15 protein-coding genes are annotated in these 15,193 nt (G+C 52.5%); 12 read left to right on the top strand and 3 right to left on the bottom strand.

Annotated features, from left to right (window positions below):
• The 10 genes from rlmN to gltA all read left to right on the top strand — a co-directional run bounded on the left by rlmN (position 1) and on the right by gltA (position 11,291).
• Positions 1-1,023 (top strand): 23S rRNA (adenine(2503)-C(2))-methyltransferase RlmN, encoded by a 1,023-nt coding sequence (rlmN, locus tag HCR03_RS03385; RefSeq protein ID WP_267459232.1) that lies wholly within the window; start codon positions 1-3, stop codon positions 1,021-1,023.
• Positions 1,007-1,738, top strand: a complete 732-nt coding sequence (locus HCR03_RS03380) for a Stp1/IreP family PP2C-type Ser/Thr phosphatase (RefSeq protein ID WP_228725083.1) — start codon at positions 1,007-1,009, stop codon at positions 1,736-1,738. The genes rlmN and HCR03_RS03380 overlap by 17 nt, the downstream gene beginning before the upstream one ends.
• A gap of 20 nt (positions 1,739-1,758) precedes the next feature.
• On the top strand, positions 1,759-3,789 hold the full coding sequence (pknB, locus tag HCR03_RS03375; RefSeq protein WP_066644096.1) for a Stk1 family PASTA domain-containing Ser/Thr kinase: 2,031 nt from the start codon (positions 1,759-1,761) through the stop codon (positions 3,787-3,789).
• A 2-nt stretch (positions 3,790-3,791) separates the two neighbouring features.
• A complete protein-coding gene (rsgA, locus tag HCR03_RS03370; RefSeq protein ID WP_066644097.1) occupies positions 3,792-4,676 on the top strand; it encodes a ribosome small subunit-dependent GTPase A in 885 nt (294 codons plus the stop codon).
• Complete coding sequence (locus HCR03_RS03365; RefSeq protein ID WP_187036658.1) at positions 4,661-5,296, top strand: thiamine diphosphokinase; 636 nt, start codon at positions 4,661-4,663, stop codon at positions 5,294-5,296. Before rsgA ends, HCR03_RS03365 begins: the two co-directional genes overlap by 16 nt.
• A gap of 77 nt (positions 5,297-5,373) precedes the next feature.
• A complete protein-coding gene (locus tag HCR03_RS03360; protein WP_166525184.1) occupies positions 5,374-5,535 on the top strand; it encodes a hypothetical protein in 162 nt (53 codons plus the stop codon).
• Between the two features lie 253 nt (positions 5,536-5,788).
• Positions 5,789-7,324, top strand: coding sequence for a DUF3794 and LysM peptidoglycan-binding domain-containing protein (locus HCR03_RS03355; protein ID WP_187036656.1), 1,536 nt, complete (start codon positions 5,789-5,791; stop codon positions 7,322-7,324).
• 55 nt (positions 7,325-7,379) lie between these two features.
• Positions 7,380-8,864, top strand: a complete 1,485-nt coding sequence (spoIVA, locus tag HCR03_RS03350; protein ID WP_156991403.1) for a stage IV sporulation protein A — start codon at positions 7,380-7,382, stop codon at positions 8,862-8,864.
• 194 nt (positions 8,865-9,058) lie between these two features.
• Positions 9,059-9,907, top strand: coding sequence for a sulfide/dihydroorotate dehydrogenase-like FAD/NAD-binding protein (locus tag HCR03_RS03345; RefSeq protein WP_187036655.1), 849 nt, complete (start codon positions 9,059-9,061; stop codon positions 9,905-9,907).
• On the top strand, positions 9,900-11,291 hold the full coding sequence (gene gltA / locus HCR03_RS03340) for an NADPH-dependent glutamate synthase (protein WP_187036653.1): 1,392 nt from the start codon (positions 9,900-9,902) through the stop codon (positions 11,289-11,291). The genes HCR03_RS03345 and gltA overlap by 8 nt, the downstream gene beginning before the upstream one ends.
• A 123-nt stretch (positions 11,292-11,414) precedes the next feature.
• Here gltA and HCR03_RS03335 read toward each other — a convergent pair whose 3' ends face one another.
• A complete protein-coding gene (locus HCR03_RS03335; RefSeq protein ID WP_187036652.1) occupies positions 11,415-12,059 on the bottom strand; it encodes a lactate utilization protein in 645 nt (214 codons plus the stop codon).
• 166 nt (positions 12,060-12,225) lie between these two features.
• Between HCR03_RS03335 and HCR03_RS03330 the strand changes: the two genes are divergently transcribed.
• Both HCR03_RS03330 and HCR03_RS03325 read left to right on the top strand, forming a co-directional pair.
• Positions 12,226-12,867 (top strand): hypothetical protein, encoded by a 642-nt coding sequence (locus tag HCR03_RS03330; RefSeq protein WP_187036650.1) that lies wholly within the window; start codon positions 12,226-12,228, stop codon positions 12,865-12,867.
• Complete coding sequence (locus HCR03_RS03325; protein WP_066644105.1) at positions 12,864-13,463, top strand: zinc metalloprotease; 600 nt, start codon at positions 12,864-12,866, stop codon at positions 13,461-13,463. Before HCR03_RS03330 ends, HCR03_RS03325 begins: the two co-directional genes overlap by 4 nt.
• A gap of 49 nt (positions 13,464-13,512) precedes the next feature.
• Here the strand turns inward: HCR03_RS03325 and HCR03_RS03320 are convergent, their stop codons facing one another.
• Positions 13,513-14,148: a dihydroxyacetone kinase family protein gene (locus tag HCR03_RS03320; RefSeq protein ID WP_066644106.1), complete on the bottom strand. Its 636-nt coding sequence runs from the start codon at positions 14,146-14,148 to the stop codon at positions 13,513-13,515.
• 14 nt (positions 14,149-14,162) lie between these two features.
• Positions 14,163-15,167, bottom strand: a complete 1,005-nt coding sequence (locus HCR03_RS03315; protein ID WP_066644107.1) for a dihydroxyacetone kinase subunit DhaK — start codon at positions 15,165-15,167, stop codon at positions 14,163-14,165.
• Positions 15,168-15,193 lie beyond the last annotated feature (26 nt).

Below are 15,193 nucleotides of genomic sequence, written 5' to 3'. Positions count from 1 at the left end.
ATGACGCTGGATGAAATGAAAACGGCTTTTGCCGGCCAGCCCTCTTTTCGCGCGTTACAGATTTACCGCTGGCTTCACAGGGGCGTTTCCGATTTCGAGGAAATGACGAATCTGCCTAAAAAATTCCGCGACCTACTGGCGGCCGAGTATTACATAGCCGCCGCCCGAATCGAGCGAAAATACTGCTCCGAACTGGACGATACGGTGAAGTACCTGTTTCGCTTGAACGATGGGGAAATGGTGGAAGGCGTACTCATGAGCTACCACCACGGCCGTACCGTCTGTATTTCCACTCAGGTCGGCTGTAAAATGAACTGCGCGTTCTGCGCCACCGGAAAGAGCGGTTTTTCCCGCAACCTGACGGCCTCAGAAATCCTTTCGCAGGTCCAGACCGCACAGATGGACGCGGGGGAGAGAATTTCCAATATTGTTTTAATGGGCATGGGAGAGCCTCTGGATAATTACGAAGCGGTGCTCCGCTTTTTGGATCTTGTTTCCTCAAAAGAGGGAATGAATATAGGGATGCGTCATATCTCTCTGTCCACCTGCGGAATCGTGGACAAAATTTATGATTTAGCAGAAAAGAAATACCAGCTGACGCTTTCGGTTTCTCTGCACGCGCCGAACGATCAGATCCGTTCCCGCATCATGCCGGTCAACAGCCGGTGGAATCTGAACGAGCTTCTCCGCGCATGCCGGACCTATATCGAATTGACAGGGCGCCGTATTTCTTTTGAATATGCCATGATAGAAGGAGTCAACGACAGTACGGAGAATGCCGAAGAGCTTGCACGCAGGCTGCGCGGAATTCTTTGCCATGTCAATCTGATTCCGGTGAACCATGTGGGAGGCTCTGCGTTTCATAAAAGTTCGTTGGAACGGCTGCGTGCTTTCGAATCGACTTTGCTGAATCATGGAATTACCGCGACGGTGCGCAGAACGCTGGGGGCGGACATTCAGGCCTCCTGCGGGCAGTTGAAGCGCAGATTCAAAGAGGAGGTGGCCAATGTTGAGGATTTTTAGTAAAAGTGATATTGGCCTTGTCAGAAAATCAAACGAGGATGCCTGCAAAAGCGGGATTCTTCCCGATGGGGCGGCCTGGGCTGTCGTCTGCGACGGGATGGGCGGAGCGAACGGCGGCGACGTTGCCAGCGGGATTGCCGTCGACCGCATTTCCGAACAGATTTTGACCGGCTATTCCGCCGAAATCAGTGAAGAGGAGATTCAAAACCTGATTTCGGAAGCGGTCCTGAACGCAAACGACGAGGTTCACGCCCGTGCCGGCACCGATGAAGCTCTGAGCGGAATGGGAACCACGGTTGTGGTCGCGGTGGTGTCCCGTGGCGTGGCGCGTATCGCGCATGCCGGCGACAGCCGAGCCTATCTGATTACCCGGGACGGAATTCGGCAGCTGACCACCGACCATTCCATGGTTCAGGAGCTGGTGGATAAAGGAGATTTGACCGTTCAGGAAGCGAAAAAGCACCCGCAGAAGAACGTTATCACCCGGGCGCTCGGAGTCGATTCCTTTCTTCAAGCTGATTACTGTGAGGTTCCGTTCCCGGAAGGCAGCCGGCTTTTAATTTGTACGGACGGCCTTACAAACTATGTTGATGAGGAGCAGATTTTTCGACTTGCTCAGGAATTGGACGCGGATGATTTGACCGGACGGCTTGTTGCCTTGGCTAAGAAGGCTGGGGGAAGCGACAATATCACTGTAACCGTCGTAGAAAACTGAGCCGCTAAGGAGTTGATTGCATGGATAAATACACCGGCAAACGGCTTGACGGCCGCTATGAGATACATGAATTGGTCGGAGTCGGAGGTATGGCGGTCGTTTACCGCGCTTACGATACGATTGACGACCGCGCCGTGGCCGTCAAAATTCTGAAAGACGAGTTTTTGGGCAACGAAGAGTTTATCCGGCGCTTTAAAAATGAGTCGAAGGCGATTGCTGTTCTTTCCCACCCCAACATCGTAAAAGTATTCGATGTCAGCTTTGGGGACAGAATTCAATACATTGTCGAGGAGTATATCGACGGAATCACACTCAAGGAATATCTGGATCAGCAGAAACGGATCAAATGGAAAGAAGCGATCCATTTCTCCGTCCAGATTCTGCGCGCGCTCCAGCACGCTCACGAAAAAGGAATCGTTCACCGGGACATCAAGCCGCAGAATATCATGCTGCTTCAGGACGGAACCATTAAGGTGACGGATTTTGGAATCGCCCGCTTTTCCAGAAGCGAGACCCGCACCATGACGGACAAGGCGATCGGTTCGGTTCACTATATCGCGCCCGAACAGGCGCGGGGCGACAGGACGGACGAAAAAACAGATATTTACTCCGTCGGCGTCATGTTGTATGAAATGCTGACGGGTCAGCTTCCGTTTGAAGCGGACAGCGCCGTTTCCGTAGCCATCATGCAGCTGCAGACCGACCCGAAGCCGCTGCGCGAGCTGAATCCCTCCATTCCGGAAGGCTTGGAGGAGATCACGCTGAAGGCGATGCAGAAGAATCCGGAGCGCCGGTATCAGTCAGCCGCCGAAATGCTGCGTGATATTGAAATATTTAAAAGAAATCCGAGTACGAAATTCCAGTATAAATATTTTATTGATGAAAAACCGACGAAATATATCGATGCGATCAACTCGGTCAGAAACAACGATCAGCCCAATTACAACGACAACTATGATTATGAGGAAGAACCCGACGAAGAGCCGGCAAGAAAGAAAAAGCCGGTTGCCATTCTGATCGTTGCCGGAATCGCGGCGGCGTTCCTGATTGTGACCATCAGTTTCGGGGTCGCGGCATTGGTTCACAGCCTCAACTCCGGGCCGAAGGATGTTACGATGCCCAACTATGTCAGCAAAAACATCGACGAAGTGAAGAACGAGATCAACAGCGACCCCACTTACAGCTTTACGATCAAGGAAGAGCCAAAGAGCGACCCAACGGCGGAAAAGGGTACGATTTTAGACCAGACCCCGAAAGCCGGCACGATGGTGAAGGAAAACACCACCATTACCCTGACGGTGAGCAGCGGGGGCGCGACGATTACTCTCGACGATTATTCCGGCAGTTCTCAGGCGGATGTGGAAGCCGCGCTGAAAAAGCTGAATCTGGATTATAAAATTCTGCCGATTGCCAGCGATACGGTAGACAAGGGAATCGTCGTCAGAACGGAGCCCCCGGCGAAAACCGAGGTTACAGCCGGTACGGATGTGATTAATGTTTACGTCAGCTCCGGAAAGGATATCCAGAAAATCCCCGTGCCGAACGTAGCCGGGCAAACGGTTGACGACGCGAGAAAAATGATAACGGACGCAGGGCTTACGGTCGGAACCACGAAAGAGCAGGCAAGTGATCAGGCGAAAGGGACCGTGATTGAAACCGACCCTCTCAACGGCGTAAAGGTTGACCAGGGCACCACGGTCAATCTGATTGTCAGCTCCGGGCCTGCGCAGAAAAAAGTTACCATCTATGTCCAGCTTCCAAAGAATGTGTCGCACGATATCGTGCTGAGGGCTTATCTCGGCAGTGACCTGAATGTTACCAAAACGGTCAATCCGTCTTATAATGACGTGTGTCAGCTTGAGTTTACCGGAACCGACGGGATTCAGACTCTTACCATTACGCTGGACGGAAGCAAGTACAACATTTATTCCCTGAATTTTGACACGGGCGAAGGCAAGCTCCAGTGGTCTACCGCTTATGTGGAGCCGACCGGCAGTTCCTCCTCTTCCAGCGAGATCCCGTCCGGCGGGTCCGTCTCGCCGAGCGATTGAAAATGATGGTTCAGGGATTGATTTTACAGGGAATCGGGGGCTTCTATTCGGTGGAGACCGCCGACCGGATTTACGAGTGCAGGGCAAGGGGAATTTTCCGTAAAAACGGCATTACGCCGCTTGCCGGCGATTATGTGACCATTTCCGCAGAACCGGACGGAACCGGCGCCGTTGAAGAAATTCAGCCGCGCCGGAATTTTCTGCTTCGTCCTCCGGTTGCGAATCTGGACCAACTGGTGATTGTCGTATCGGCCTGCGACCCCTCGCCGAACCTTTTGAATACGGACCGTGAGATTGCCGCGGCTGTGGACAAGGGAATTGAACCCGTGCTTGTCTTTTCCAAAACGGACCTGATGCCGGTGGAACCGCTTGAGAAAATCTATTCCGCCGCCGGCTTCCGCTCTTTCAGCGTTTCCTGTGAAACGGGAGAGGGCGTGGAGAGAGTGGAGCGGATTCTGCCTGGGAAAACAACGGCTTTTACCGGGAATTCCGGCGTTGGAAAATCCACTCTTTTAAACAGTATGTTTCATGACCTGAACCTTCAAACGGGCGAAATCAGCCGCAAGCTGGGCCGAGGCCGTCATACAACCCGCAAGGTTCAGCTTCTGAAGCTAGAGGACGGCGGCTATGTTGCGGATACGCCGGGGTTTTCTTCCATAACGTTGGAAAAGAGCGACCGCATCTCAAAGGAAAATCTGCCGTTCTGTTTCCCGGAATTCGCCCCGTACCTGAATCAGTGCCGGTTTTCCTCCTGTTCGCATACCTGCGAAAAGGGCTGTGCCGTGCTGCAGGCGACCAGGGATGGAAAAATCAGCAAAACAAGACATGAAAGCTATGTGGCAATGTATCAGGAAATGGATGGGATCAGGGAATGGGACAAAAAGTAATCTGTATGGTGATCGGATCGGTTCCGATTGACAGCGCGGAAAATTTCGGGGAATATAAACCGGAGGACTGCTTCGTCATCTGTGCCGACGGCGGCCTTGAAAACGCCAACCGGTTTCAGGTCCGCCCCGATCTTCTGATCGGCGACTTCGACTCCTATCGGGGCGAATTGCCGGGTCAGGTGGAAACTATCCGGCTGGCCGTTGAAAAGGATGAGACGGACACGCTTGCGGCGGTAAAGGAAGGCATACGGCGGGGCTTCCGTCAATTTGCGCTGTTCGGCGTCCTGGGCGGCGAACGTTTCGACCACTCCTATGCGAATCTCTGCGTTCTTCAGTATTTGAGCCGCCAGGGATGCAAATCGGTTCTTGTCGGTAAATCCTGCAGAGTATTTTTAATCTGCGGCGGGCGGTTGACTTTGAACGGAATGAGGGGAGCAACCGTTTCCGTGTTCCCGTTCGGGTGCCCGGCATGCCGCGTCAGCTATATCGGAATGAAATATCCGCTGACCAAAGCGGTTCTTCATTCCGACGATCCTCTCGGAGTCAGCAACCGCATTGAGGCGGAGGAGGCCCGCGTCAGCGTCCACGACGGTGACGCTTTGATCCTGGTCCAATCTTAAATTCTGTTTTGCACACATTTTACCCTCCCGGTATATACTGTTAATAGAATTTAAAACTGCGGCAGGGCGGTGATCGTATGGGAGGCAGGCATAAATGTGACGTGAAATGCTGGGCGCATTATATTGTGGCGTTTGGCTTTGGGTTGCTGCTGTCCTGTTTTTGCCCCATTGGGCTGATCATGTTTTTTGCGTCTGTTATCATCATTGCGCTGGGCATCGCACTGTTTAAGGGGTGCTGAACATAATTCCGGGAGGGATACAACCATGAAGGTAGTCGTTGTACACAGTTCGAAATTCTGGAGTTTTTTGCTTCGCAGGATGTTTAACATTAAAAAGGAACAATAAATTCAGCCCCCGGAAAACCGGGGGCGTTTTTTATGCTCTTTCTTCCATTCAGGCATCCTTGCCCGTCGATTTTTTCCATTCACATGGTATAAATAAGACAAGACCGGAATAACAATTACGTAGAATTAAAAAAAGGAGAGGGCCTCTATGGATTATATGCTTGACCGCGAGGCGATGGCAGTCGGAGAAGTTATTTTCGACGGCTGCCAGGAGCAGCCAGTCGACCTGAACATCAGCCTTCCGGATTACTGCCCGGATATACAGCGCATTTTAAAATGCCAGATTTACCCGAAAATCGGGTCACGGTCGATCTCCGGCGACCGCCTGATGCTGGAGGGAGGCTTTACCGTAAAGGTCTTTTATCTCGACCCTGGCGGAATGCGGATCCGGTTCTGCGACAGCACCGACACTTTTTCATCGGAGATCTCTTTAAAACAGGCGGCTGAAAACGCGCAGATTTATGCGTTCCCGCGAGTGGAATATATTAACTGCCGCGCGACGAGTCCACGGCGCCTGGATATTCACGGCGCCTTTTCGGTGTGTGCGAAAGTGGTTGTCCAGGGACACAGCGATGTTGTCAGCAACATCGTCGGTTCCGATGTTGAGCAGCAGAAAAAAACAATGAAGATCAACAATCTGGTCGGATTCTGCCAGCAACAGTTCAGCGTGGATGAAATCCTTGAGCTTGGCAGCGGCAAGCCTCCGGCCGACAGCATCATGCGTACGGACGCCTTTGCCGTTCTCCAGGACTTTAAGGTTACGGCCGGGAAGCTGATGGTCAAGGGCGAGGCCTGCGTCAAATTCCTGTATGACGGTACGGAAGAAAACAGTATGCCGGAGGCCATGGAGTTTACCATTCCGTTCAGTCAGATGCTTGACTGCGCCGGCGTAACGGACGACTGCCTCTGCGATGTCAAGCTGAGCGTCATCGGGGTGGAAGCTCAGATTAAAAACGATTACTCCGGCGACAAGACGTTTTTTGATACCCAGATTCGATTGTTTGCCAGCGCGGCGGCTTATCAGGGATCGGAAGTTACGGTAGTCAACGACGCTTATTCAAAGGATTTCGACATGAATATTGAGTCAAAACAGAAAACGGTGGATAACCTGGCGGAATTGGTCGGGGATACCACGGTGCACAAAAGCACTCTGTCCGTCGAAGACAACACCGTTTCCCGGGTGATTGACGTCTGGAATGAAATGAGCACCGTCTCCGCGGAAATTCAGGGCGGCCAGATTACTTTTAAAGGGAAATACAGCCTGTGCGTACTGGCGCTGGATGAGGAAAGCAAACCGTTTTATTTCGAGCGCCTGCTCGATTTTGAATATACCCGTGCCTGCAGCAGCTCCGGCGACAATACGAAATGCGAAGCACAGATTGCAGTCGGAGGGATCAGCTTCCGGATTATGGGCAGCGGGATAGAGGCGAAGACCGAGCTGCGTTTAACCGCGGAAATTTTCAGCCGGTACTCGTTTAAAGCGATTACAGATGTCACGGCGGACGAAGAGAAGCCGGTCGCCCGCGACAATTCCGCGGCATTATGCATTTACTATGCCGAAGCAGGGGAAAACCTTTGGAACATTGCCCGCGATTACCGAACGTCAATGACTACCATCAAACAGGAAAACGGCATAGCCGGCGACGTTATGGAAAACAGAGGAATGCTGTTGATTCCCATGTAAAAAGCGAAATCCCGGTACCGGCATAAAATGATCTCAGCCTTGAGGGGGAGGTAAAATGGAAGAACACAGCAGCAATATCTACAAGGATATTTCGGAACGCACCAACGGGGATATATACATAGGAGTAGTCGGCCCGGTCAGAACCGGCAAATCCACATTCATTAAACGCTTCATGGATACGATCGTGATTCCAAATATGGATTCCGATTATAAACGGGACCGAGCGGTCGACGAAATGCCTCAGTCGGCCGCTGGGCGCACAATCATGACAACGGAGCCGAAATTTGTTCCGGAGCAGGCCGTTACCGTTAAAATCGACCAGACGGCAACGTTTTCCGTCAGAATGATCGACTGTGTCGGCTACATTGTTCCCAGCTCGCTGGGGTACATCGAAAACGATAATCCCCGCATGGTCATGACCCCGTGGTACAACGATCCGATCCCGTTTAACATGGCGGCGGAAATCGGCACCAAAAAGGTCATTACGGAGCATTCGACCATCGGCCTGGTGATTACAACGGACGGCAGTATCAGCGACATTCCGCGTGAAGAGTACGAGGAAGCGGAAGAGCGCGTGATCGACGAGCTGAAAAAGATCGATAAACCGTTTATTGTTCTGTTGAACTGCATTGATCCGGACACGGCGGAAGCAGCCGCGCTTGCGGAAAAACTGCAAAAAAAATACGGGGTTCCGGTTTTGCCCGTCAACTGTCTGCGGATGGAAGAAAAAGAAATCCGAATGATTCTGGCAAAGATCCTGTTTGAATTTCCGGTGAAGGAAATCCGCGTCGACATGCCAAAATGGCTTTCCGGTCTGGAAAAGGATCATTGGCTGAGAAGCAGCGTATATTCCACGATACAGGCGGCGGCTTCAAAGGTCGGCCGAATCCGCGAAGTGGAGAATATTATCGGGGAAGTCGGGCAGTGCGAATATGTCAATGCGGCGAAAACCGAATCCGTGGAGCTTGGCAACGGGCACGCAAGAATCGGCCTGTCGCTTCAGCCGAATCTGTTTTATAAGGTGCTGGGGGAAAAGACAGGACTGGAAATCGGCGACGAAGGCAGCCTGATGGATCAGGTGCTGAAGATGGCCGATGTTAAAAAACAGTACGACCGCATCAAGGACGCTTACCGGGATGTGGAAGAAAACGGATATGGAATCGTTATGCCCACGGTGGAAGAGCTCAGTCTGGAAGAACCGGAAATCATCCGGCAGGGCGGAAAGTACGGGATCCGGCTGAAGGCGGCGGCTCCGTCCATCCATATGATGAAGACGCGAATCACGACGGAGATTACCCCGATTGTCGGCTCCGAGCAGCAGTCGCAGGAGCTGGTGGAATACATCCTCAAGGAGTTCGAATCCAATCCGTCGCAGATTTGGGAATCCAACATTTTTGGGAAAAGTCTGCACGAACTGGTCAATGAAGGGCTTCACAACAAGCTGACGCGAATGCCGAACGACGCGCGCGATAAAGTCCGCGAAACCATTGAAAGAATTATCAACGAGGGCTGCAACGGGCTGATCTGCATTATTTTGTAGCATTATTAATCATGGTCAGGGTGTCTGCTGAAAAGCAGGCACTCTTTTTATGTCATTCGGCATTTTTGCTGAAAAATTTTGATTGATCCGATTAGGATGGCCGTGACAGTTTAGGGTAAACTTTCTATTGCAAAAACCGATGTGATATGTCATAATGTTTGTATAAATATTATCAATCTAACAGGAGTGAAATTATGTTTTCTATTATAGAAAAAAGGAAACTCAACGACTCCATGACGTTAATGGTGGTTGACGCTCCCTATATTGCGAAAAAGGCAAAAGCGGGTCAGTTTATTATCCTGCGCGTTAATGAATACGGAGAGCGAATTCCGCTGACCATCGCGGATTACGACCGCGAAAAGGGAACGGTCACCATTATTTATCAGATTGTCGGCAAAACGACGATTCTGCTCGATCAGCTGAAGGTCGGCGACGCGATTCTTGATTTCATCGGGCCTCTCGGCAAGGCTTCCGAGCTGGAGGGTTATCATAAGGCGGCGGTGGTCGGCGGCGGCGCGGGCTGCGCGATTGCGTACCCGCAGGCCAAGGCCCTGCATCAGCTGGGGGCAAAGGTGGACATGATCGCCGGCTTCCGGAACAAGGATATTATTATCCTTGAAGACGAGATGCGCGCGGCAAGCGACAGCCTTACCGTGATGACGGACGACGGCTCCAACGGGAACCAGGGGTTTGTAACCGACGCGCTGAAAAAGAAAATCGAAGAGGGAGCGGGTTACGATTTGGTCGTGGCGATCGGGCCGCTGGTTATGATGCGCGCCGTCTGCAACCTGACAAGGGAATACGGTATGAAGACGATTGTCAGCATGAACCCGATCATGATCGACGGAACCGGGATGTGCGGCGGCTGCCGCCTGACCGTCGGCGGAAAGACAAAGTTCGCCTGTGTGGACGGCCCGGATTTCGACGGGCATGAAGTGGATTTCGACGAAACGATCAAACGTTCCAGAACCTATGCGGAAATGGAAAAGAAAGCGGCCCATGACTATAAATGCCATCTGATGGAGAGTGTGGAAAATGCCTAATATGAATCCGAAAAAGACGCCGATTCCGGAGCAGGAACCGAACGTCCGCAACAAAAATTTCGAAGAAGTTTCTCTGGGCTATACGGAGGCGATGGCGAAGGAAGAAGCGGAGCGCTGCCTTCACTGCAAAAACCAGCCGTGTGTTTCCGGCTGCCCGGTCGGGGTGCATATTCCGGACTTTATCCGCAGCATCGCGGCAGGGGATATGGAAGGCGCCTATCAAACCATTAAACTGACGAATTCCATGCCCGCTGTCTGCGGGCGTGTCTGCCCGCAGGAAAATCAGTGCGAACACAACTGTGTGCGCGGAATCAAGGGCGAGCCGGTCGGAATCGGACGTTTGGAGCGTTTTGCCGCGGATTGGCACATAAAGAACGGAAAGGACGAAGAATTCCATGCGGAGCACAACGGCCACAAGGTCGCGGTGATCGGGGCCGGACCGGCGGGATTGACCTGTGCGGGCGATCTTGCCGCCAAGGGCTACTCCGTTACGGTCTTTGAGGCGCTGCACGCGGCCGGCGGCGTACTGATGTACGGAATTCCGCAGTTTCGTCTGCCGAAGGAAATCGTACAGAAGGAAATCGACGCGCTCAAGCAAAAGGGCGTGGAGATCAAGACCGACATGGTGATTGGAAAGGTTTTCTCCGTCGACGAATTGTTTGATATGGGGTATGAGGCCGTCTTTGTCGGAACCGGCGCGGGTCTGCCCAGCTTTATGAATATTCCGGGCGAAAGTCTGGTCGGCGTTTATTCCGCCAATGAATTTCTCACCCGTGTGAACCTGATGAAGGCGTATAAGCCGGAATACGATACGCCGATGATCGAGCCGAAGAGGGTTGCCGTGGTCGGCGGCGGCAACGTCGCGATGGACGCGGCCAGAACATCCCTGCGCCTTGGTGCGGAGCAGGTTCATATTGTTTACCGCCGTGCGGAAGAGCAGATGCCGGCCCGGCGTGAAGAGGTCCATCACGCAAAAGAAGAGGGCGTCGAATTTAATCTGCTTTGCAATCCGGTGGCAATCCATGGCGATAAGGACGGAAAAGTGGAGTCGATCGAGTGTATCAGGATGGAACTGGGAGAAGCGGACGCTTCCGGACGCCGCAAGCCGGTTCCGGTGGAAGGCTCCAACTTTAAAATTCCGGTCGACTGTGTTGTTATGGCAATCGGAAATTCGCCGAACCCGCTGATTCGTACAACGACCGAGGGCCTTGAGGCAAATCAGCGCGGCTGTATTATTGTAAACGAGGAAACCATGCGGACATCCCGCGAGGGCGTATATGCCGCGGGCGACGCTGTCAGCGGCGCGGCTACGGTCATTCTTGCAATGGGCGGCGGGAAAGACGCCGCCCGGTCGATCGACCGGTACATTCAGTCCAAACAGTAATTTTTAGAAGATAAGACGGCCTTCGCGGATTGCGGAGGCCGTCTTTCTGTTTGTGGCATGAAACCCTCTGCGCAGCTCCGCCCGCAGGCGCGGCAGCGGATGCGGGCAGGGGCAGTGAGCAAATCAGTATCCCAGCGTTTCGGGAAGAAGAAAAACCTTGACCCTTCCAGGTTCGCGCTGAAAACTGCTGATCAAAGTGTTGCAGCACATGCGTTCCGGACTTTTGCAGTCGGTGCATTTTCCGGTCAGAGAACAGCCGGTTGTGTGAACGTTCAGACGGAAGCAGTTTGCCGCCACAGACCAGTTTTTCACACGGCTTTCGGCTTCCGTAAGGTCCTGGACCAGTTTGTTGGCGCCCGCGATCACAACGACGTTTCTGGGGCCGTAGGCAATCGCCGCGATCCGGTTTGAGTTCCCGTCAATGTTAAAAAGCTGTCCGTCCATTGTAATTGCGTTGGCGCTGGTGAAATACCAGTCGGAATTCAGAGAGCGGAGAAAGATTTCACGCTTTTCTTCCGCGGTCATCCCTGTGCGGTAACGGTCCAGAAACTGAAATCTGCCGCTGCGGATAAAGTCCATGACCCCGGTTTCCTCCAGCGTAACGGAACCGCCGTTTGCAACGGCGGCGTTTTCAGGAACCATTTCATCGAGGAGTTTTAAAAGTTCTTTCCGGTTTGCAACATAACGCGCGTCAAAGCGATTCGCGTTCAGTGCCTTTACCGCCGACTCGATTTTCTTTTGCGCCATTTGTGCTAAAGCTTGATTCATATGAAATCCCTCTTTTCTTATCGATATCTTAACAAAAAATCGGTCATTTTACAAGAATGACTCGAGGAGATCAACGGATACTCTGTCCGCTTTTGATCCGGTTCGGTTCTGTTTGTGCGATCATTTTCATATGATTACTCGAACATGATTTGCAGGAGGATTTCAAATGAAGCGAAATACAAGAACGGAAACGGAACGGAAAGGCCAAAATTTAGTGGTGACGGGCTCCAGGACGCGCAAAACATGGGAGGAGCCGGAAAATACGGACCCGGATGCGGAACTGTATTCTGCCGAGGCCGATGATTTTGAACCGCAGTCGGACCCGGTTAACCGCAGGGCAAGCGCCAAACTGCTGACCGTGGTGCAGATCAGCGCCTGCACGGCCGTCTTAATCGCCGCAGTAGCGTTGCGCCTGAACGGCGGAACGGTTTATCAAAAAGTGAGAAGCTGGTATTTTGAATCGCTGAACGATTCGATTGTAGCTGATTCACAGATGGAAAATATGAAGCATGTGGTAATCGATCTATGGTCAGACATGACCAGCTCCAGACCGGAAAATACCCAGGAAGCGTCTTCTGCGCCGGATCAGACAAGCAACCCGGCTTTTCAGGCATCCTCGGCAGGCTCAGCGAACGGAGCGGGCTTTACCCCTTCACAGCCAGAGAATGCTTCGGCTCCGGCGTCATCCGGTACGCAGACACAACCGGACGGATCATCCGCGCAGGGTTCCGCTCCGCAATCGGAAAATAACGCTTCCGCTTCGCCTTCCTCTCAGGGGAAGGCGCCCTCTTCCTCCGCATCGCCATGAATTTTACGGTCGGCGGCTGCCGGGTTACGTTCAGTTATTTCTTTTTTGCTCTGATTGCGCTGCTGCTTCTGTTTGACAGAAGCGGTGTGGCTGCGGCCGGTCTGGCGGCGGCGGCTCTTCACGAATCCAGCCATCTTGGCGTAATGTACGCTTTTGGCTGCCTGCCCGAAACAGTCAGGTTCACCGTTTTTGGCATTGACATCATCCGGACCTCACGGCCGGATCGCGGATACCTGAGAGATGCCGTCGTCTCTTTGTCGGGACCGGCGGCCAATCTTCTGGCCGCAATTTTGTTTTCCGCCTTCCAAAACTCGACGGCAAAGAATCTGATGCTGGCAGATTTCACGTTATTCGCGTTCAATTCCTTGCCGATCGAGCCTTTGGACGGAGGACAGGCCTTGTATTCGCTGCTGTGTACTCGTTGGGAGCCGGACAGAGCGGCGGCAACGGTGCAGGTGATTTCCTTTCTGTTTTTGGCTCCGCTTTCCGCGATCGGCTTTTTCGTGCTGTTCCGTTCACCGGGCAACTTTACGCTTCTTCTGGTCTGCGTCTATCTGATGGTTTTACTGGTTTTTAAAAAAGGAAAATATTTTTAAAATGCCCGCTTCCGAAGTTAGAACGGAAGCGGGCATTTTAAGGTCTGGTTTATTCTTGTGCAGACGATGACAAAGCCTGATACAGGTAATAACCGACCAATGCGCCTTGGTCGGGACGTCCCAGGGCCTTTTCGCCGAAATAGACCGCTCTGCCAAACGCGGGCAGCATGGATTTGGTATCCTCAACCCCCTTGGCGGCGCCTTCCATCGCGCGCTTACAGCATTCCGCGACGGAAAGTCCTTCTTTCGCCGCCTTTTGAAGCGCGTCGGCTGCCGGAGCAAGGGAATCCACAATCGTTCTGTTTCCACGTTGGGCTTTTCCGCGTTCCATAATGCCGCAAACAAAATCTTGAGCAAAGCACGCAAGGCCGTCGACTGTAAGCTCTGTTTTCCCGAGAGCCCCCTTGCCGGCTTTTAAGAAAGCGGAGGCGATCAGTGTTCCCATCGTCGATGGAACGGTGCGGGCGAACACCATTCCGGCCTGCATCAAAAGCTTTCCAAGATCGGTCTCTTCGCTAGACAGAACAAATTCGCTGGCTTTTCCGAACCCCGCCGACATCGTCAGCCCAAGGTCGCCGTCACCCATCGCGGCGTCGAGTTCAATCAGATACTCTTTCTTTTCCTCCATCAGACGGGACGCTTCACAGACAAAATCAACAAGCTGCTTTCTGGTAACAACATTCATTGCAGTGGTTCTCCTTATATTTGATTCTGAAGAAAAAACGGCGTAGAGCAGGGCATGGAAAGGTAGTTCTTCAGTTCACTGTCAAGTTTTAGCAAAGAGATGGACATACCCGCCATATCCATGGAGGTTGCGAATTCCCCCACATAACTGTTGTAGAGGGAAATGCCTTTTTCAGCCAGTACGTTCGCAACACGGCGGAAAACAATATACAGCTCTTCCTTAGGCGTTGCGCCCAGTCCGTTGACGAGCACGGAAACCTCGTCTCCCTTCGAATAGGGCAGATCCGGAAGAATGTGGGACAGAATCTCGTCCACGATTTCATCCGCGGTTTTCAGCTTGTCTACTTTGATTCCAGGCTCCCCGTGAATTCCCATCCCAAGGTCCATTTCACCGTCCGAAATACTGAAATTCGCTTTTCCCAGCTCCGGGATCGTACAGGGGGTCAAGGCGACCCCCATACTCCGAACGTGATCGGAGGCCTTCTGTGCAAGGCGTTCCACTTCGGCAAGCGGAAGCATGGATTCCGCCGCGGCTCCGGCAATTTTGAAAGCATAAAAGATTCCCGCTACGCCACGGCGTTTGTTTTCCGAACCCTTGGGGGAAGAAGCCACATCGTCTCCGGCTACGACCTGACGAACTTCGATGCTCTCCATCTCCGCCATATCTTTTGCCATATCAAAATTCATGATGTCTCCGCCGTAGTTTCCGTATAGATAGAGGACTCCGGCGCCGCGGTTCACTTCTTTTGTCACGTCGAGAATCTGCATGGAGCTCGGTGACTGAAATACACCGCCGATGCAGCATCCATCCAGCAGTCCTTCGCCGACATAACCTAAAAAGAGAGGAAGGTGCCCGGAGCCCCCGCCGGTGATGATTCCGACTTTACCTTCTTTTGTTTTCGAAGAGACCAGACATCTTTTGTCTTCGTTAATGAATTTAACCTGTGTGGGATGAGCAAGATAAATACCATCGAGCATTTCATCAACATAATCCTGTGGACGGTTCAGAAGTCTCTGCATTTTTAGTCCTCCTTAAGAATTCAGCT

The organism is Caproicibacter fermentans, from assembly GCF_014303955.1.
In the GTDB taxonomy this organism is placed as follows: domain Bacteria; phylum Bacillota; class Clostridia; order Oscillospirales; family Acutalibacteraceae; genus Caproicibacter; species Caproicibacter fermentans.
The sequence above is the reverse complement of the archived record's forward strand: the minus strand, read 5'-3'. Positions and strand labels throughout refer to the sequence as shown.